The sequence below is a fragment of the Pseudomonas sp. LH21 genome (assembly GCF_036549575.1).
GTDB lineage: Bacteria > Pseudomonadota > Gammaproteobacteria > Pseudomonadales > Pseudomonadaceae > Aquipseudomonas > Aquipseudomonas peradeniyensis.
In genome coordinates this window covers 2118015-2137158 of the sequence record NZ_CP144367.1, presented here as the reverse complement: position 1 = coordinate 2137158, position 19144 = coordinate 2118015, and the positions used below count along the sequence as shown (strand labels likewise).

The 19144-nt window shown below is 62.8% G+C and carries 12 protein-coding genes and 1 pseudogene; 11 read left to right on the top strand and 2 right to left on the bottom strand.

Annotation, left to right across the window (positions count from 1 at the left end; genetic code table 11):
- Window positions 1–52: 52 nt before the first annotated feature.
- The 9 genes and pseudogenes from nuoG to VUG52_RS09835 all read left to right on the top strand — a co-directional run bounded on the left by nuoG (window position 53) and on the right by VUG52_RS09835 (window position 12347).
- Window positions 53–2765, top strand: a pseudogene (nuoG, locus tag VUG52_RS09875) (NADH-quinone oxidoreductase subunit NuoG).
- On the top strand, window positions 2762–3769 hold the full coding sequence (gene nuoH / locus VUG52_RS09870; RefSeq protein WP_050706494.1) for an NADH-quinone oxidoreductase subunit NuoH: 1008 nt from the start codon (window positions 2762–2764) through the stop codon (window positions 3767–3769). Before nuoG ends, nuoH begins: the two are co-directional and overlap by 4 nt.
- An 11-nt stretch (window positions 3770–3780) precedes the next feature.
- The gene (gene nuoI, locus VUG52_RS09865; protein ID WP_003251442.1) at window positions 3781–4329 is read left to right on the top strand and encodes an NADH-quinone oxidoreductase subunit NuoI; all 549 of its coding nucleotides are present in this window, start codon (window positions 3781–3783) and stop codon (window positions 4327–4329) included.
- Between the two features lie 10 nt (window positions 4330–4339).
- Window positions 4340–4840 carry an NADH-quinone oxidoreductase subunit J gene (gene nuoJ / locus VUG52_RS09860; protein ID WP_023631348.1) on the top strand — a complete coding sequence of 167 codons (501 nt, stop codon included), beginning with the start codon at window positions 4340–4342 and terminating at the stop codon, window positions 4838–4840.
- Between the two features lie 3 nt (window positions 4841–4843).
- Window positions 4844–5152, top strand: a complete 309-nt coding sequence (gene nuoK, locus VUG52_RS09855) for an NADH-quinone oxidoreductase subunit NuoK (RefSeq protein ID WP_008096201.1) — start codon at window positions 4844–4846, stop codon at window positions 5150–5152.
- Complete coding sequence (gene nuoL / locus VUG52_RS09850; RefSeq protein ID WP_050706495.1) at window positions 5149–7002, top strand: NADH-quinone oxidoreductase subunit L; 1854 nt, start codon at window positions 5149–5151, stop codon at window positions 7000–7002. The genes nuoK and nuoL overlap by 4 nt, the downstream gene beginning before the upstream one ends.
- Before the next feature lie 40 nt (window positions 7003–7042).
- Complete coding sequence (gene nuoM, locus VUG52_RS09845) at window positions 7043–8575, top strand: NADH-quinone oxidoreductase subunit M (protein ID WP_050706496.1); 1533 nt, start codon at window positions 7043–7045, stop codon at window positions 8573–8575.
- Between the two features lie 7 nt (window positions 8576–8582).
- The gene (gene nuoN, locus VUG52_RS09840) at window positions 8583–10052 is read left to right on the top strand and encodes an NADH-quinone oxidoreductase subunit NuoN (RefSeq protein WP_038706426.1); all 1470 of its coding nucleotides are present in this window, start codon (window positions 8583–8585) and stop codon (window positions 10050–10052) included.
- Between the two features lie 243 nt (window positions 10053–10295).
- Entirely contained in the window at window positions 10296–12347 is a 2052-nt protein-coding gene (locus VUG52_RS09835; protein ID WP_220690004.1) for a TonB-dependent receptor family protein, read from the top strand.
- Here VUG52_RS09835 and VUG52_RS09830 read toward each other — a convergent pair.
- Window positions 12332–13495 (bottom strand): hypothetical protein, encoded by a 1164-nt coding sequence (locus tag VUG52_RS09830; protein ID WP_156329658.1) that lies wholly within the window; start codon window positions 13493–13495, stop codon window positions 12332–12334. The genes VUG52_RS09835 and VUG52_RS09830 overlap by 16 nt on opposite strands.
- A 209-nt stretch (window positions 13496–13704) precedes the next feature.
- On the opposite strand from VUG52_RS09830, the gene VUG52_RS09825 reads away from it, so the two are divergent.
- Window positions 13705–16389 (top strand): TRAP transporter substrate-binding protein, encoded by a 2685-nt coding sequence (locus VUG52_RS09825; protein ID WP_050706498.1) that lies wholly within the window; start codon window positions 13705–13707, stop codon window positions 16387–16389.
- A 14-nt stretch (window positions 16390–16403) separates the two neighbouring features.
- The gene (locus tag VUG52_RS09820) at window positions 16404–17942 is read left to right on the top strand and encodes a metallophosphoesterase (RefSeq protein ID WP_220690003.1); all 1539 of its coding nucleotides are present in this window, start codon (window positions 16404–16406) and stop codon (window positions 17940–17942) included.
- A 50-nt stretch (window positions 17943–17992) separates the two neighbouring features.
- Here the strand turns inward: VUG52_RS09820 and VUG52_RS09815 are convergent, their stop codons facing one another.
- Complete coding sequence (locus tag VUG52_RS09815; protein ID WP_198744988.1) at window positions 17993–19057, bottom strand: AI-2E family transporter; 1065 nt, start codon at window positions 19055–19057, stop codon at window positions 17993–17995.
- Window positions 19058–19144: the final 87 nt, after the last annotated feature.

The window sequence follows — 19144 nt, the reverse complement described above, 5'->3', positions numbered from 1 at the left end:
CGATTTCCATTAGCCACGCCCGCCCACGCGGGCCAACGAAGAACTTTGAACAATGGCCACTATCCACGTAGACGGCAAAGCGCTCGAAGTCAACGGTGCGGACAACCTGTTACAGGCCTGTCTGTCGCTCGGCCTCGACATCCCCTATTTCTGCTGGCACCCGGCGCTCGGTAGCGTCGGCGCCTGCCGGCAGTGCGCGGTCAAGCAGTACACCGACGAGAACGACACCCGTGGTCGTATCGTCATGTCCTGCATGACCCCCGCCTCCGACGGCACCTGGATCTCCATCGACGATGACGAGTCCAAGGCGTTCCGCGCCAGCGTCGTCGAATGGCTGATGACCAACCACCCGCACGACTGCCCGGTGTGCGAGGAAGGCGGTCACTGCCACCTGCAGGACATGACGGTAATGACCGGCCACAACGAGCGCCGCTACCGTTTCACCAAGCGTACCCACCAGAACCAGGACCTCGGCCCGTTCATCGCCCATGAGATGAACCGCTGCATCGCCTGCTACCGCTGCGTGCGCTACTACAAGGACTACGCCGGCGGCACCGACCTGGGCGTATACGGCGCCCACGACAACGTTTACTTCGGTCGCGTCGAAGACGGCGTGCTGGAAAGCGAGTTCTCCGGCAACCTCACCGAGGTCTGCCCGACCGGTGTGTTCACCGACAAGACTCACTCCGAGCGCTACAACCGCAAGTGGGACATGCAGTTCGCCCCGAGCATCTGCCATGGCTGCTCCAGCGGCTGCAACATCAGCCCCGGCGAGCGCTACGGCGAACTGCGCCGCATCGAGAACCGCTTCAACGGCTCGGTGAACCAGTACTTCCTGTGCGACCGTGGCCGCTTCGGCTATGGCTACGTCAACCGCAAGGACCGTCCACGTCAGCCGTTCCTCGCCGATGGCAGCAAGCTGAGCCTGGACGCCGCCCTGGACAAGGCCGCCGACCTGCTGCGCGGCCGCACCATCGTCGGCATCGGCTCGCCACGCGCCAGCCTCGAGAGCAACTACGGCCTGCGTGAGCTGGTCGGCGCCGAGTACTTCTACTCGGGCATGGAAGCTGGCGAACTGGCCCGCGTGCGCCTGGCGCTGAACGTGCTGAACGACAGCCCGCTGCCGGTCCCGACCCTGCGCGACATCGAAGACCACGACGCCGTGTTCGTGCTCGGCGAAGACCTGACCCAGACCGCTGCCCGCGTCGCCCTGGCCGTGCGCCAGGCCACCAAGGGCAAGGCCGAGGCCATGGCCGACGCCATGCGCGTACAGCCTTGGCTGGACGCCGCGGTGAAGAACATCGGCCAGCACGCGCTGTACCCGCTGTTCATCGCATCCTTGGCTGAAACCAAGCTGGACGATGTCGCCGAAGAGTGCGTGCACGCCGCTCCCGCCGACCTGGCCCGCATCGGTTTCGCCGTGGCCCACGCCATCGACCCGAGCGCGCCTGCCGTCGCCGGCCTGCGACGAAGCCAAGGCCCTGGCCCAGCGCATCGCCGACGCCCTGGTCGCCGCCAAGCGCCCACTGGTGGTCTCCGGCACGTCCCTGGCTGACCCTGCGCTGATCGAAGCCGCCGCCAACATCGCCAAGGCCCTCAAGCTGCGCGAGAAGAACGGTTCGCTGAGCCTGGTCGTGCCAGAGGCCAACAGCCTCGGCATGGCGATGATGGGCGGTGAGTCCGTCGACGCGGCCCTGGACGCCGTGATCAGCGGCAAGGCCGACGCCATCGTCGTGCTGGAGAACGACCTGTACGCCCGCGTACCGGCCGCCAAGGTCGACGCTGCCCTGGCCGCGGCCAAGGTGGTGATCGTCGCCGACCACTCCAAGACCGCCACCCTCGACCGCGCCCACCTGGTGCTGCCGGCCGCCTCCTTCGCCGAAGGCGACGGCACCCTGGTCAGCCAGGAAGGCCGTGCCCAGCGCTTCTTCCAGGTGTTCGACCCGCAGTACCTGGACAGCAGCATCCAGATCCACGAAGGCTGGCGCTGGATGCACGCCCTGCGTGCCACCCTGCTCAACAAGCCGGTGGACTGGACCCAGCTGGACCACGTCACCAGCGCCTGCGCCGAAGCCGCCCCGCAACTGGCCGGCATCGTCAATGCCGCACCAAGCGCCGCCTTCCGCATCAAGGGCATGAAGCTGGCCCGCGAGCCGCTGCGCTACTCGGGCCGTACCGCCATGCGCGCCAACATCAGCGTGCACGAGCCGCGTACCCCGCAGGACAAGGACACTGCGTTCGCCTTCTCCATGGAAGGCTACTCGGGCTCGGCCGAACCGCGTCAGCAAGTGCCGTTCGCCTGGTCGCCGGGCTGGAACTCGCCGCAGGCCTGGAACAAGTTCCAGGACGAAGTGGGTGGCCACCTGCGTGCCGGTGACCCGGGCGTGCGCCTGATCGAATCGCAAGGCGACAAGCTCGACTGGTTCACCGCCATTCCGGGCGCGTTCAACCCGGCTCGCGGCACCTGGACCGCTGTACCGTTCTTCCACCTGTTCGGCAGTGAGGAGTCCTCCTCCCGCGCAGCCCCGGTGCAGGAGCGCATCCCGGCCGCCTACGTCGGCCTGGCCAAGTCCGAAGCCGACCGCCTGGGCGTCAACGACGGCGCAATGCTGAGCCTGAACGTGGCCGGCGTGTCGCTGCGTCTGCCGCTGCGTATCAATGAAGAACTGGGCGCTGGCCTGGTTGCGTTGCCCAAAGGCCTGGCCGGCATTCCGCCCGCCATCTTCGGTGCAGCCGTCGAAGGCCTGCAGGAGGCAGCACAATGAGCTGGTTCACCCCCGAAGTGATCGATGTGATCATTCAGGTCGTCAAGGCCATCGTGGTGCTGCTGGCCGTGGTGGTCTGCGGCGCGCTGCTCAGCTTCGTCGAGCGTCGCCTGCTGGGCTGGTGGCAGGACCGCTACGGTCCGAACCGTGTCGGCCCGTTCGGCATGTTCCAGATCGCCGCCGACATGCTGAAGATGTTCTTCAAGGAAGACTGGAACCCGCCCTTCGTCGACAAGATGATCTTCACCCTGGCGCCGGTCGTGGCCATGAGCGCCCTGCTGATCGGCTTCTCGATCATCCCGATCACCCCGGGCTGGGGCGTCGCCGACCTGAACATCGGCCTGCTGTTCTTCTTCGCCATGGCCGGTCTGTCGGTGTATGCCGTGCTGTTCGCCGGCTGGTCGTCGAACAACAAGTACGCCCTGCTGGGCAGCCTGCGGGCCTCGGCGCAGACCGTGTCGTACGAAGTGTTCCTGGGCCTGGCGCTGATGGGCGTGGTGGTGCAGGTGGGCTCGTTCAACATGCGCGACATCGTTGAATACCAGGCCAACAACCTGTGGTTCATCATTCCGCAGTTCTTCGGCTTCTGCACCTTCTTCATCGCTGGCGTCGCCGTGACTCACCGTCACCCGTTCGACCAGCCGGAAGCGGAACAGGAACTGGCCGACGGCTACCACATCGAATATGCCGGCATGAAATGGGGCATGTTCTTCGTCGGTGAGTACATCGGCATCATCCTGATCTCGGCGCTGCTGGTAACCCTGTTCTTCGGTGGCTGGCACGGTCCGTTCGGCATCCTGCCGCAGGTACCGTTCCTGTGGTTCGCCCTGAAGACCGCGTTCTTCATCATGCTGTTCATCCTGCTGCGCGCCTCGATCCCGCGCCCACGCTATGACCAGGTGATGGACTTCAGCTGGAAGTTCTGCCTGCCGCTGACCCTGATCAATTTGCTGGTGACCGCTGCGATCGTGCTCTACAACACGCCAGCCGTCGCGGCCCAGTGAGGATTTGACCCATGTTCAAGTATATCGGCGACATCGTTAAGGGCACCGGCACACAGCTGCGCAGCCTGGCCATGGTGTTCTCCCACGGGTTCCGCAAGCGCGACACCCTGCAGTACCCCGAAGAACCCGTGTACCTGCCGCCGCGCTACCGCGGCCGCATCGTCCTCACCCGCGACCCCGACGGCGAGGAGCGCTGCGTGGCGTGCAACCTCTGCGCGGTGGCCTGCCCGGTCGGCTGCATCTCCCTGCAGAAGGCCGAGACCGAGGACGGCCGTTGGTACCCCGAGTTCTTCCGCATCAACTTCTCGCGCTGCATCTTCTGCGGCCTGTGCGAAGAGGCGTGCCCGACCACCGCGATCCAGCTGACTCCGGATTTCGAAATGGCCGAGTTCAAGCGTCAGGACCTGGTGTACGAGAAAGAAGATCTGCTGATCTCCGGCCCCGGCAAGAACCCTGACTACAACTTCTACCGTGTTGCGGGCATGGCGATCGCTGGCAAGCCGAAAGGCTCCGCGCAGAACGAAGCCGAGCCGATCAACGTGAAGAGCTTGCTCCCATAAGGACAGAAAGATGGAATTCGCTTTCTACTTCGCATCCGGTGTCGCCGTCGTCTCCACGCTGCGCGTGGTGACTGGCACCAACCCGGTGCACGCCCTGCTCTACCTGATCATTTCGCTGATCTCCGTGGCGATGATCTTCTTCTCCCTCGGTGCGCCGTTCGCCGGCGCCCTGGAAGTGATCGCCTACGCCGGCGCCATCATGGTGCTGTTCGTGTTCGTGGTGATGATGCTCAACCTCGGGCCGGCCTCGGTCGCCCAGGAGCGCGGCTGGCTCAAGCCCGGCATCTGGGCGGGGCCGGTGATCCTCGCCGCCCTGCTGCTGCTGGAGCTGCTGTACGTGCTGTTCGTCACCCCATCGGGCGCCGCCATCAGCGGTACCACCGTCAGCGCCAAGGAAGTCGGCATCAGCCTGTTCGGGCCGTACCTGCTGGTGGTCGAACTGGCCTCGATGCTGCTGCTCGCGGCAGCCGTCACCGCCTTCCACCTGGGCCGCAACGAGGCGAAGGAGTAAATCATGGGTGCTATCCCTCTCGAGCATGGTCTGGCGGTCGCCGGCATCCTGTTCTGCTTAGGTCTGGTTGGCCTGATGGTCCGCCGCAACATCCTCTTCGTGCTCATGAGCCTGGAAGTCATGATGAACGCCTCCGCCCTGGCGTTCATCGTCGCCGGCGCCCGTTGGGTCCAGCCCGACGGCCAGGTGATGTTCATTCTGGTGATCAGCCTGGCAGCCGCCGAGGCCAGCATTGGCCTGGCGATCCTGCTGCAGCTGTATCGCCGCTTCCACACTCTCGACATCGATGCTGCCAGTGAGATGCGCGGATGAACCTTATCTTCCTGACGTTCGTATTCCCCCTGATCGGCTTCCTGCTGCTGTCGTTCTCGCGCGGCCGCTGGTCCGAGAACCTGTCGGCGCTGGTCGGCGTTGGCTCGGTCGGTCTGTCGGCGGCCACCGCCGCCTACGTGATCTGGCAGTTCAACGTCGCCCCGCCTGAAGGCGGCGCGTACAGCCAGCTGCTGTGGCAGTGGATGTCGGTGGACGGCTTCGCGCCGAACTTCACCCTGTACGTGGATGGCCTGTCGGTCACCATGCTGGGCGTGGTCACCGGTGTAGGCTTCCTGATCCACCTGTTCGCTTCCTGGTACATGCGTGGCGAAGCCGGTTACTCGCGCTTCTTCTCGTACACCAACCTGTTCATCGCCAGCATGCTGTTCCTGGTGCTGGGCGACAACCTGCTGTTCATCTACTTCGGCTGGGAAGGCGTGGGCCTGTGCTCGTACCTGTTGATCGGTTTCTACTACAGCAACCGCAACAACGGTAACGCGGCACTCAAGGCGTTCATCGTCACCCGCATCGGCGACGTGTTCATGGCCATCGGCCTGTTCATCCTGTTCGTCCAGCTGGGTACCCTGAACGTGCAGGAACTGCTGGTGCTGGCACCGCAGAAGTTCCAGGCTGGTGACACCTGGATGGTCCTGGCGACCCTGATGCTGCTGGGTGGCGCAGTCGGTAAATCGGCGCAGCTGCCGCTGCAGACCTGGCTGGCCGACGCGATGGCCGGCCCGACCCCGGTTTCGGCGCTGATCCACGCGGCCACCATGGTGACCGCGGGCGTGTACCTGATCGCCCGTACCAACGGCCTGTTCCTGCTGGCGCCGGACGTCCTGCACCTGGTCGGCGTCGTGGGTGGCGTGACCCTGGTCCTGGCCGGCTTCGCGGCCCTGGTACAAACCGACATCAAGCGTATCCTCGCCTACTCGACCATGAGCCAGATCGGCTACATGTTCCTGGCCCTGGGCGTCGGTGCCTGGGACGCGGCGATCTTCCACCTGATGACCCACGCCTTCTTCAAGGCCCTGCTGTTCCTTGCCTCCGGCGCGGTGATCGTCGCCTGCCACCACGAGCAAAACATCTTCAAGATGGGCGGCCTGTGGAAGAAGCTGCCGCTGGCCTACGCCAGCTTCGTGGTCGGTGGCGCCGCCCTGGCTGCCCTGCCGATTCTGACCGTGGGCTTCTACTCCAAGGACGAGATCCTCTGGGAAGCCTTCGCCAGCGGCAACACCGGCCTGCTGTACGCAGGTCTGGTGGGCGCGTTCATGACCTCGCTGTACACCTTCCGCCTGATCTTCATCGCCTTCCACGGCGAAGCCAAGACCGAAGCCCACGCCGGCCACGGCATCAGCCACTGGCTGCCGCTGGGCGTGCTGATCGTGCTGTCGACCTTCATCGGCGCCTGGATCCATCCGCCGCTGGCAGGCGTGCTGCCTGAGAGCGCCGGCCACGCCGGTGGCGAAGCCAAGCACTCGCTGGAGATCGCCTCGGGCGCCATCGCCATCGCCGGTATCCTGCTGTCGGCCCTGCTGTTCCTGGGCAAGCGCCGCTTCGTCACTGCGGTCGCCAACAGCGGTATCGGTCGCGTCCTGTCGGCCTGGTGGTTCGCCGCCTGGGGCTTCGACTGGATCTACGACAAGCTCTTCGTCAAACCTTACCTGCTGATCAGCCACATCCTGCGCAAGGACCCGGTTGACCGCAGCATCGGCCTCATCCCTCGGATGGCCCGTGGCGGCCACGTCGCCATGAGCAAGACCGAGACCGGCCAGCTGCGCTGGTACACCGCCTCGATCGCCGTGGGCGCCGTGCTGGTGCTCGGTGCCGTGGTAGTGGCCGCGGTATGACTATGAATCTTGCGACTTTGCCAAAGGAAACCAACCCGTCATGATTTTGCCTTGGCTGATCCTGATCCCCTTCATCGGCGGCTTCCTGTGCTGGCTGGGTGAGCGCTTCGGCGCCACCCTGCCGCGCTGGATCGCGCTGCTGACCATGTCCCTGCTGCTTGGCATCGGCCTGTGGCTGTGGGCGAACGGCAACTACACCCTGGCCCCCGCGCCGGGCGCCGAACCCGCCTGGGCCCTCGAATACAAGGTCGAGTGGATCAAGCGCTTCGGCATCAGCATCCACCTGGCCCTCGACGGCCTGTCGCTGCTGATGATCCTGCTCACCGGCCTGCTCGGCGTGCTGTCGGTGCTGTGCTCGTGGAAAGAGATCCAGCGCCACGTCGGCTTCTTCCACCTCAACCTGATGTGGATCCTCGGCGGCGTGGTCGGCGTGTTCCTGGCCCTGGACCTGTTCCTGTTCTTCTTCTTCTGGGAAATGATGCTGGTGCCGATGTACTTCCTCATCGCGCTCTGGGGTCACAGCTCCTCCGACGGCAAGAAGACCCGGATCTACGCGGCGACCAAGTTCTTCATCTTCACCCAGGCCAGCGGCCTGATCATGCTGGTGGCGATCCTCGGCCTGGTGCTGGTCAACTACAACAGCACCGGCGTGATCACCTTCAACTACAGCGACCTGCTCAAGGCCGAGCTGCCGGCCGGCGTCGAGTACATCCTGATGCTGGGCTTCTTCATCGCCTTCGCGGTGAAGCTGCCGGTGGTGCCGTTCCACTCCTGGCTGCCTGACGCTCACGCCCAGGCGCCGACCGCAGGTTCCGTGGACCTGGCGGGCATCCTGCTGAAGACCGCGGCCTACGGCCTGCTGCGCTTCGCCCTGCCGCTGTTCCCGAACGCCTCGGCCGAGTTCGCGCCGATCGCCATGACCCTGGGCCTGATCGGTATCTTCTACGGTGCCTTCCTGGCCTTCGCGCAAACCGACATCAAGCGCCTGGTGGCCTTCTCCAGCGTCTCGCACATGGGCTTCGTGCTGATCGGCATCTACTCCGGCAGCCAGCAGGCCCTGCAGGGCGCGGTGATCCAGATGCTGGCCCACGGCCTGTCGGCCGCCGCGCTGTTCATCCTGGCCGGCCAGCTGTATGAGCGCCTGCACACCCGTGACATGCGCGAGATGGGTGGCCTGTGGCACCGCATCGCCTACCTGCCGGCCATCAGCCTGTTCTTCGCCGCCGCATCGCTGGGGCTGCCAGGCACCGGCAACTTCGTCGGCGAGTTCCTGATCCTGATCGGCAGCTTCGCCCACGTCCCATGGATCACCGTGATCGCCACCACCGGCCTGGTATTCGGCTCGGTGTACTCGCTGATCATGATCCACCGCGCCTACTTCGGTCCGGCCAAGGCCGACACCGTGCTGGCCGGCATGGACGGTCGCGAGCTGATCATGGTGCTGGGCCTGGCGGGCCTGCTGATCCTGCTGGGCGTGTATCCGCAGCCGTTCCTGGACACCTCTGCCGCCACCATGAGCGGTGTGCAGCAGTGGCTCGGTTCCGCTTTCACTCAACTCGCTTCGGCCCGGTAAGAGCGCTATGGAATTCACCACTCAACACTTCATCGCATTGGCGCCGATGCTGATCACCACCATCACCACGGTGGTGGTGATGCTGGCGATCGCCTGGAAGCGCAACCACTCGCAGACCTTCCTGCTGTCCACCGTGGGCCTGAACCTGGCCCTGCTGTCGATCCTGCCGGCACTTAAAGTCGCGCCGCTGGCGGTCACCTCGCTGGTGACCATCGACAAGTTCGCCTGCCTGTACATGGCGATCATCCTGGTGGCGACGCTGGCCTGCGTCACCCTCGCCCACGCCTACCTGGGCGAAGGCTCCAAGGGCTTCCCTGGCAACCGTGAAGAGCTGTACCTGCTGCTGCTGATGTCGGCACTGGGTGGCCTGGTGCTGGTCAGCGCCAACCACCTGGCCGGCCTGTTCATCGGCCTGGAGCTGCTGTCGGTGCCGGTCTACGGCCTGGTGGCGTACGCCTTCTTCAACAAGCGCTCGCTGGAAGCCGGCATCAAGTACATGGTGCTTTCGGCCGCCGGTTCCGCCTTCCTGCTGTTCGGCATGGCGCTGCTGTACGCTGATGCAGGCAGCCTGACCTTCGACCAGCTGGGCAAGGCCCTGGCCGCCACCAGCATGCCGAGCCTGCTGGCGCAGCTAGGCCTGGGCATGATGCTGGTCGGCCTGGCCTTCAAGCTGTCGCTGGTGCCGTTCCACCTGTGGACCCCGGACGTGTACGAAGGTGCCCCGGCGCCGGTCGCCGCGTTCCTGGCCACCGCCAGCAAGGTCGCGGTGTTCGCCGTGGTCGTACGCCTGTTCATGCTCTCCCCCGCTGCCAGCAGCGGCGTGCTGAGCACCGTGCTGGCGGTGATCGCGGTTGCCTCGATCATCATCGGCAACCTGCTGGCGCTGACCCAGAGCAACCTCAAGCGTCTGCTCGGTTACTCGTCCATCGCCCACTTCGGCTACCTGGTCATTGCCCTGGTTGCCAGCAAGGGCTTGGCCTTGGAGGCCATGGGCGTGTACCTGGTCACCTACGTGATCACCAGCCTCGGCGCTTTCGGCGTGATCACCCTGATGTCCTCGCCATACGCCGGTCGTGACGCAGACGCCCTGTACGAGTACCGTGGCCTGTTCTGGCGCCGTCCGTACCTGACCGCGGTACTGACCGTGATGATGCTGTCGCTGGCCGGTATCCCGCTGACCGCAGGCTTCATCGGCAAGTTCTACATCATCGCCACCGGCGTCGAGTCGCACCTGTGGTGGCTGGTCGGCGCCCTGGTGATCGGTAGCGCCATCGGCGTGTACTACTACCTGCGCGTCATGGTCACCCTGTACCTGGTCGAGCCGAACCTGCGTCGCCACGACGCCCCGCTGAAGTGGGAACAGCGCACCGGCGGCGTGATGCTGCTGGCCATCGCCATCCTCGCCTTCGTGCTGGGCGTGTACCCGCAGCCGCTGCTGGAGATGGTGCAGCAGGCTGGCCTGCAACTGATCGGCTGATCGGCTGACTGCGTCACAAGACACCCCGCCTCGGCGGGGTGTTTTTTTAGCGTTGCATTACATCCCATCGCGGGGCAAGCCCGCTCCCACGCTGCCTCAAGAGGGCTGGATATCTGGAAATGGCGTGGGAGCGGCGGTGCGCCGATGCGACTTGCCCCGCGATTGCGATTACAGATCGACCACTGTGCTTCGTCTGCCCTTTGCAGCGTCAGACTCCCGCACTCGATCTGGAACCCCGTCCCCATGCGCCCCACCCTCCCCTACTCCCTGCTGGCCCTGTTCGTCGCCGGCGCCACTCAGGCCGCCAACCGCGTCGAACTCGACCAGGTGCTGATCCACGACCGGGGGCAATCCGAACTGGAAGCCGCCGCTGACCAGCTGCGCGAAATCCCCGGCGCCAGCAACCTGGTGGACATGGACAAGGTGGGCCAGGGCCGGGTGGCCAGCAACCAGGACGTGCTGGCCTATCAGCCGGGGGTGTTCGCCCAGTCGGCGGGCAACGATGGCATCAAGCTGTCGATCCGTGGTTCGGGCATCAACCGCGCGCCGGGCGCCCACGGCTCGGGCGTGTACACGATGTTCGACGGCCTGCCGCTGACCGGTCCGGGCGGCACGCCCTATGAACTGTTCGAACCGCTGTGGCTGAGCCGTGCCGAAGTGCTGCGCGGCGCCAATGGCTTCGACCAGGGCTCGCTGGCCCTGGGTGGCGCGATCAACTATGTGACCCATACCGGCTACGATGCCGCGCCCTTGCAGGTGCGCTACGAAGTCGGCAGCCGTGGCTACCAGCGCCGGCACATCAGCTCCGGGCAGGTGCTGGGCAATCTCGACTACTACGTGGCCCTGACCGATGCCGAGTACGACGGCTACCAGGACCACAGCAGCGGCAGCGCCAAGGGCATCGCCGCCAACGTCGGCTACCGCTTCAACCCGAACCTGGAGACGCGCTTCTACCTGCGCTACCGGGAAACCGAGAACGACCTGGCCGGGCGCCTGACCAAGGACCAGATCAAGCACCATCCCCGTGCCGCCAACCCGGCATACCTGGCCCGCGACGACAGCCGCCCGCAACCGGGCAGCACCTGGGTGGGCAACAAGACCACCTTCTTCCTGGATGACGATTCGCGTCTGGTGGCCGGGCTGGTCTATCACGACTATCCCATGGACCTGCGCGAAGGCCCGATGCGCCTGAAGGTCGCCTACACCGATGTCAGCGGCACGCTGAACTACCTGCGGCGCGACACCCTGTTCGGCCACGAGAGCAAGACCACCCTCGGCTGGCGCACCACCAAGCACTTGCCCAACAGCGGCGCCTCGCAGTTCGCCCGCAACGGCGGCGACAATTTCGGTGCCCGCACCCGCGATTTCAGCTACCAGGGTTCGGACACCGTGCTGCATGCGGGCAACGACCTGGAGCTGATTCCGAACCTGTGGCTGACCACGGGCCTGGCGATGATCTACACCCGCCGCGAAAGCGACGTCACCTACCCAAGCAGTGGCGGCAAGGTCAGCCAGCATGACTGGGACTACGCCCCACGCCTGGGCCTGCGCTACGACATCCACCCGGACCTGCAGGTCTACGGCAACCTCAGCCGCTCGGTGGAGCCGCCGCACCCGTGGTCGCTGGTCTGGAGTGCGCCGGTCGCCAACCAGCCCATGAAGATGCAGAACCAGACCGCCACCACCCTCGAGCTGGGCGCCCGCGGCGATTCGGCACTGGGGCGCTGGGACCTGGCCTGGTACTACGCCCAGGTACGCCACGAACTGCTGAACGTGGAAGTCGTGCAAGGCTTGCCGTTCAAGGAGTTCAACGCCAGCCCCACCGTGCACCAGGGCGTCGAGGCCGGCCTGGACAGCCTGCTCTGGGAACAGCCGGGCACCGGCAAGCTCAGCCTGCGCCAGGCCTACACCTTCAGCGACTTCCACTACCGCGACGACGACAAGTTCGGCGACAACCGCCTGCCCGGCATCCCCATGCACTACTACCAGGCCGAACTGCGCTACGACTGGCCGAGCGGCTTCTACGCCGGGGTGAACACGCAGATGGCCTCCAAGGTGCAGGTGGACTACGCCAACAGCTACCACGCCGACGCCTACGCCCTGCTCGGCGCGCGCCTGGGCTGGGACTCGCCGAAACGGGACTGGCAGACCTGGCTCGACCTGCGCAACCTGACCAACAAGCGTTACGCGGCGACGGTGACACCGGGGTACAACGATGCCGGGCAGGACATCGCCCGCTCGACGCCGGGGGAAGGGTTTGGGGTGTATGCGGGGGTTTCCTACAGCTTCCGTTGACTGACGGCTAGATCGTTACGGCGTTGCCGCGCCTCGTCCAACTCAACGACCGTACGCAACAAAGCTCGAAAAAAAGCCGCACGGGGGAAGGAACGGTTGGCCGCAGCGCCACGCACCAGCACGTTTGGGTGATCTCGCAAAGGCAATACGTAAGTCCAGTGGTCCGATTTCACTTCTGCCAACAAGGTGGAGCCCGGCAGCACCGCCTCCGCGGCGAGCATCTGACCATCATTGCGAGGATCAACTCTGGCAAGGCGTTCGTAGAAAGGACGTAATCCCGGTGAAACATCCTCGGCAGCAGTGTAGGCAAGCACGGTATAGCTGTTCACCTCAGGCAGCCTCGGGTGGTTCGCCAACCAACGTACACGCTCACGTCGAGTGAGGCTCGTGACCTCATGTCCATCCGAGGGGGTACACTGCAATCCGTTGAATCGAGAAGCAAGCTTCTTGTAAAGGTCATCATGGGTATCGGCCAGGGGGGTGCCCATCACCACCCCAGACAGCGAAACGAACGACAACGGCTTTCGAGGCAGTCCCCTATTTCCCAGTTGCGCAAGCGCTTCCAGAGTATCCGCCGCGCCTTTCGAGTAACCAACGACGACGATCCGCAATACTGCCGGATCCATCGCCTCTTGGCGGATGGCATCAGCTATCGTCATGCCATTGGTCATGGACGAGACTCTCCCTCCCACCGCCACAGCACGTACTCGTCGGAGCCCAAGGGATGCCAGGTAGGTGTAACCTTCGGTGAGATTGCGTACCGGTGTCCTGGTGGTACCGTCGCTGAACGGCAGCGACTGATCGGCCACGCAGTCACCGAAGATTCCTGGAATCACAAGCACGGAAACGCCCCTTAACGAAACTTCAGACGTTGGACCGGCAACAGCCTGCTCAGGCCAATGGATCCATGCCTGGACACTGCTTGCGCGCCCCATCGGAGATCGGGCCAACTCTGCCGCAAGATGATTGGCAAACAGTTGCCGATCATCACCAATGCCCGCCGCTCCGATAGGTAGCGATGCGACGGTAAAGGGACTGGGGATGGGGGAAGTCAGCATCTCGGGTTTACAGCCGGACAAACCTGCCAAAACCCAGGAAAAGATGACGACCAGTACCACCCGGCACACAGTTGAAACGTTGCCAACCATTGGTTTCTCCCGTCGCATGCACGCCTGGAAAAATGTAGCAGCGCGCAGCGAAGTCGGCGCAACATCCTAGATAGCAAAAGAGCACCATCGACCATTGACCGATGGCTTACGTCAGCTAGATTAAATGATGGCATTTGGAGACACGGTCCACACCCGTGTGCATTGTCCATGCATTGGTTCAATGCATGGCAAAGCGGGAGCCGAGTACTATGAAAGCCGGTTTGATTGCCACTGCCATATTCTTTGGCCAGCTCAGCCTGGCCTCTGCAACAACGCCGTCTCAAAGTGTCTTTGTTCAAGTGGCATTACCCCCGGACACCGGTTTTGATGTCGGAGCGTTGAAGACAAGGCTACCCACCCAGGCCAGCGTTGAAGTGAGGCTAGCGTCAGAAGCCTCGGAAGTTGTCGACCAGGTGCGTCAAGGGAAAATCGACATTGCGCTTGTCCCCACCAGTGGTATCAGTCGCTATGCGCCAAACTTCGCAGTGTTCGACTTACCGTTCATCGTTAGCGAAGGTGCTGCGGATAAACTTTTTTCCGGCGTTTTCGGCCATGAGACCACTCCTTATCTGCTTTCCAGCCTCAAGAGCTCGGGCCTTGGGCAGATTGGCGGTGCGCTGTATGTGGACACGTACGTACTCGCCAGCCAAACACCGGCCAGGTCGCCTGGCGACTATCGCGGCAGCAGGGTGGCGCTATTGCAGGACAGCCCAATGCGTGGCCCCCTTGAGGCTACTGGTGCGAGCCTCGTACTGATGCAGAACAATAAAGAGATTGTCAGAGCCTTGGAGCATGGAACGATTGATGCTGCCGAACTTCCCCTGAGGGAGTTAGGGCACTCCTTCGAGACGCCTTATATAGCAATGACCTCTCACCGCTTCTCTGCCTTGGCCGTCATCTACAACAAGTCCAAGTATGCACAACTCTCTACGGAGGTACGTGAGCACATCGACTCGGCATTCAGAACAACCCGCGATTCCATGTATCGGCCAAGGCCGTCCTTTCCCGAGAATGAACTAGAAGTAGACAACAATATCCGTAACGAATGGCGTCACCTAGTCGAAAAAACACAATGGAAAACGATCGACAAAGTCGATAAAGGTCTGCTGACTGCACTGCAAGAGCCTATGGTGTTTCATCCAATGAGCGCTACCGGCGAGCCAGGCAGCGACCTACGTTGGAACACCTGGTATCAGTCAGGTAGTGAAACATTTAGCCAGCAGCTATACCCAGACCGAGAGTACGACCTGACGCTTGACTTAGGGCGGGCTTCCTACCCCGGCACCCTCGCGACAGCAGCAGAGCAGTGGATCTTCAGAGAAATCCAACGAACTCCAGAAGGTGCCGATATCTCCCTGCTGATTCGCCCTGTCATTACCAGTGATATTCTGACCGTGCGCGCGGACCAACCACTGACCGCGAAGGTACTCAAAATTAAACGGGACCGGCTGGTCCCCCAGGCCAACGATTTACAATTGGTCGAGCAGGCCGCAAGTCGCCAGATAACACTGCAGACACTTTCCAAGGCACTTTCCGTCAGCGAACCACTCACCTGGCCCATAGTCGTCGCCAATCGAACGGGCTGCGCGCAGATTGCATTCTCCATCTGGAACTTCAGTGGTTTACGGCCCCTTGATCAGATCGTGATCAATGTCCCCGTGGTGGCGCATGCTGGCAGTCCTACACCTGATTGCAAAGCCTCCATTGACGGAGGCATCGACAGCCTGCTGTCACTGGATGCACAAGACCCCCTGTCGCAAGCCGACGCAGCCCTACAGTTCTTCGATACTGGCAGCAAGCGTGAAGGCGACGCCAAGACCGTGGCCGTTTTCGTCAGCCGGACCGAGCTGCAGAGCGCTCTGGATAAAGGCGCCCCCCCTCCCGTCCATGCCTGGACACTCAAAGACGAACTGTCCCGTTTTCTTCAACAACCCGAAAACCTGCAACGGTCGATTACCAAGGCTCATGATGAGATTGACAAGCAACGCCCTTACGACAGCGTTGTACGGCAGCTTTCCGCATCCATCTTCAACGCTCGTGAGCGCAGCGAGGATGCAGTGACCGAGCACGCAAAGAAGACGCTGAAGGAGCTTGCCGCGCAGTCAACCCCTGCCATGGTGCTCACCCGGTACTTCGATAACGATGGATCAATTCAATATCTGCCGCTCGCTTTGCTGGCGGCCGATGCCCAGGAACGGATCCTGTCAAAAAGACTGACGGTCGTTCAACCGGTAGCCGAGCCCAATTCACTCCCCAAGAATAGTTGCGTCGATAACTGGGACCTGGCCATTCCCGATCGACTTGAAGGTGCCCAAGCCGAGGCAGCCGAGTTGCTTGCAAAATCGGACTGGCGCCCAACAGGGGCCGGGAACCATTGGTACCGTGACAACCCTCAACTATTCAACTTCCTCAGATCACGAGGTAACGATAACCCTCCTCGCACCGGTTTGCTGCTACTTGCACATCACGATAAAGGGGGCATTACCTACGCATGGGATGAAAAGCCGGATCGTGTCATCAATGCAGAAGTTCGCAGGACGTTCGGAGCTGGCAGCTTCGCGGTGCTAGCAGCCTGTACCACAAGTGGCGCATCCAGGGAGAGCCGAAACTTCATGAACCATCTGTTGGACAACGGTATGGAAGCTGTCATCACCTCCCCGTTTCAGGTTGACACGACATTCGGCACACACTTCGCCATCAGTTTTGCCAATGCCATCAAGAAAGCTCAGGACAAGGGCGAGCCGGCCAGACTGATCGAGCTGTTCAACCGTGCAGTGGATGACACGATGCAGGCCTACCACGAGCACCCCGGCTACAGCGACATGGCTTTGGAGCTGCAGATCATTGGCAATCACGATGTGAAGCTTTGCAGCTCCACCGAAGCGAATCACTAGGGAGAGAATATGCCATGCGTGGCACAATGATGGCTACATTGCTCACCGTTTTGATGTATCTGCTACCCAACGGCTCGCCTATGGCCGCAGCACGGGTAAGCATCCTGATCAGCGACCTGCATTTCGGCTTGGGAAAAGAAGCCGCTGGGCATTGGCACCCCTATGAAGACTTCCGTTGGCCGAATGCCCTTGCCGGCTTCCTACAAGCACTGTCCAGTGAATACGGCGACAACATCGATCTGGTCATCGCCGGGGACTTCCTTGAGCTATGGCAAACACCCACGGATATTCCCTGCGGCAGCGGTTCAGCTGATGCGGGCTGCACGGTGGATGAGGTGACGCGGCTGGCAGCCCGCATCAGCAAGGCCCATGCCCATGAGTTGTCATTACTGGGCAACTTCGCACGCAGGGGAGACAACCGCCTGTATGTGATTCCGGGCAATCATGACGCCGCATTGCTCGTGCCCCAGGTTTGGCAACAGGTTTACCCTGGCTTCGGCGACACACAAGATCGGGTGCAACTGGTCACTGACGGCATCTGGCAATCGGCGGACAAACATGTGGTTGCCGAGCATGGACATCAAATTGGCAGCGATGTGAACTCGTTCGAGAACTGGCCGTCCGTGACCAGCAGAGGGAGTGACGGAACTCGCTTCATGGTGCGGCCATGGGGAGAACGGTTCGTTCAGCAATTGTTCAACGCAGAAGAACGCGCTTACCCGATGATCGATAATCTCAGCCCGGAAACCGCAGGTGCTCGTTACCGAATGCAGGAACGAGGCTGGCTTGGAACCTTGGCCGACACAGCCAGATTCATTGCATTCAATATTTTCGAAACGTCGCTGACCCAGAAAGCCGATGCGCTGGGCAGCCAGGACCCTGGCCAGGACAGCTTCAGCCGCAAGGCAGCAGAGCGCGCCGGTCACCAGCTGTTTTTACTGTCACTTCCGGCTCACGACCCACTCCGGGAGCTGATTGAAGGGGGGGATGAACAGCAAATAGCCATGCGCAAACAACTCGACACACTGGTTACCCAGCTTTCTGACGATGACCTCAGTACGTTGTGCCGCACTGCAGCCCGGCAGTCGAACGGCAATCCGTGCGTCGATTCGCTGGGGGCCTTGCTGACCAATACCCTGGTCCCTCAGCTATCGATCTTCCGCTCGCATCTGGCCAACCGCCAACGAGAGTTGGGAGGCTTCGACATATTCGTTTACGGCCACACGCACTTGTGGGAACACCCTTGGAAGGTGACCAATGTTTCCGGCAAAGTCAGGAGCGTCACCGTAGTGAATACGGGGGCCTTCCAGCGCCTTGTCGATGATGCCGGCTTCGTGAAGATTGCCAGGGACAAGTCGATTTCACCCTCTCAGGCACTCAAACAGTTGTCAGTGGAGAATCTTCAACCTTGCTACGGAGTGGTCGTGGTGGACCACAGTGCTGCGACGGTGCGCGCGCGGTTGCGATTGTGGCAAATGCAGGAGGGCGAGGGCCCAGGGGTATTCAGAGAACCAGGCGTAAGCGACTGCCCCAATAACAGACCAGTCAAATGAGGTGAGCAGGCCAAGAGCCCCTGAGGTAGATTACACCTGCCTGAGTTGTATCACGACGGCAACTGCACCTGCGGCTTGGTCGAGGCAAAGATCGCCCAGCTGGAAATGAACAACGCCGCGATCAACGGCCCAATCACAAACCCGTTGAGCCCGAATACCGCCAACCCACCCAAGGTCGACACCAGCACCAGGTAATCCGGCATCCGCGTATCCTTGCCCACCAGGATCGGCCGCAGCAGGTTGTCCACCAGGCCGATCACCAGCACGCCGAACGCGGTCAGCACGATCCCCTGCCAGATCGCCCCGGTCAGCAGGAAGTACAGCGCCACCGGCCCCCAGACGATTCCCGCCCCCACCGCCGGCAGCAACGACAAAAACGCCATCAGCACCGCCCACACCAGCACGCTGGGAATGCCCAGTACCCAGAAGATCAGCCCGCCCAACGCCCCCTGGGTGATCGCCACCAGCAGGTTGCCCTTGACCGTGGCCCGCACCACGCGCTTGAACTTCAACTGCAGGCGGCGCTTCTGCTGCTCGGGCAGCGGCACCGCCTGGCGCACCTTGCGCGCCACCTCCGCGCCCTCGCGCAGGAAGAAGAACAGCAGGTAGAGCATGATGCCGAAGCTCACCAGGAACTCGAAGGTGCCCTGGCCAAAGCTGAACGCCTGCCCGGCGAGGAACTGGCTGCCCTGGGTCGCCCACTTGCTGATCTTGTCGCGCAGGCCGTCGAGGTTGCCCATGCCCATGCGGTCGAGGAAATGCTGGGCATAGGCCGGCAGCATGTCCTTGCCGCGTTCGATATAGCCGGCGATATCCAGCTGGCCGCTCTCGATGCGCTGGTATAGCGCGGCGCCCTCCTGCACCAGCAAGGCGCCGATGACGATCACCGGCAGCACGGCGATCAGCAGGCAGGTGAGCAGCGCCGTCGCCGTGGCCAGGTTGCGCCGCCCGCCGAAGCGCAGCAACAGGTGGCGCTGCAGGGGCGCGAAGAGTATCCCGAGGATCACCGCCCAGAAGATCGCGCCGGAGTACGGCAGCAGGATCCAGATGAAGGCGATGGTCACCAGTGCCAGCAGCACGGTCAGGGCTTTGTTCTGCAAGACGGCTTCGTTCATGGGCATTCCTCGAGGGCTCAACAATTTAGTGCCTCGCGCATCGGCAAAAGTGCCGTTGATCCAGATCAATACCTGCGCGGTGCCGCC